1 protein-coding gene and 1 pseudogene are annotated in these 642 nt (G+C 76.0%); one reads left to right on the top strand and one right to left on the bottom strand.

Annotated elements, in window-relative coordinates; genetic code table 11:
* On the top strand, positions 1 to 298 hold a 298-nt coding region (locus A5706_RS18730; protein ID WP_197517886.1), incomplete at its 5' end, for an ATP-binding protein.
* 70 nt (positions 299 to 368) lie between these two features.
* Here the strand turns inward: A5706_RS18730 and A5706_RS33130 are convergent.
* A pseudogene (locus A5706_RS33130) lies at positions 369 to 642 on the bottom strand (hypothetical protein); the annotation flags it as partial.

The raw sequence follows: 642 nt of genomic DNA, 5'->3' as shown, positions 1-642 counted from the left end.
CCGGCGCTACACCCCCGAGGCCGGCGCCATCAGCGTCGACCTGCGCTCCCGCGACCACGCGGCCGAGGTGACCGTCACCGACACCGGCCCCGGGATCCCCGATGTCGAGGGCGACCGCATCTTCGAGCGGCTGGTGCGCCTGGACGCCGGTCGCGCCCGCGACCACGGCGGTGCCGGGCTGGGCCTGCCGATCGCCAGGGCGCTGGCGCGCGCCCATGGCGGGGAGCTGACGTGCCTGCCGCGCGAGGGCGGGGCTCAGTTCCGGCTTAGCCTGCCGCTCGACGCGGGCGTGAATTGAGGGAGCGGTGGTCGCCCCAACCGGGTTGATTGGGGCGACCACCGCTCGTCGGTGCGCTGGACGGCCGGCGTCAGAATCCCGGCGGCGGTGGAGGTGGTCCGCCGGGGTGCTGCCCAAATGGTCCGCCCGGTGCACCGGGCCCGGGCGGCGGAGCCCCGAACGGTCCGCCCGGACCCCCCGGACCGGGCGGCGGCTGTCCGGGTTGCCCTGGTCCCGGTGGTGGCGGCGGCGGATCGGCGCTGGCCACCGCGGCGCCGAAGCCCGCCGCGGCCAACCCGAGGGCGCCCGCGAGCAACGAGCCGGCGATCGCTTGCTTGATCTTCATTGTCGGTTTCTCCTTTGGT

The sequence above is a fragment of the Mycobacterium sp. E796 genome (assembly GCF_001672815.1).
Taxonomy (GTDB): Bacteria; Actinomycetota; Actinomycetes; order Mycobacteriales; family Mycobacteriaceae; genus Mycobacterium.
This window is presented reverse-complemented; position numbering and strand designations above follow the sequence as displayed.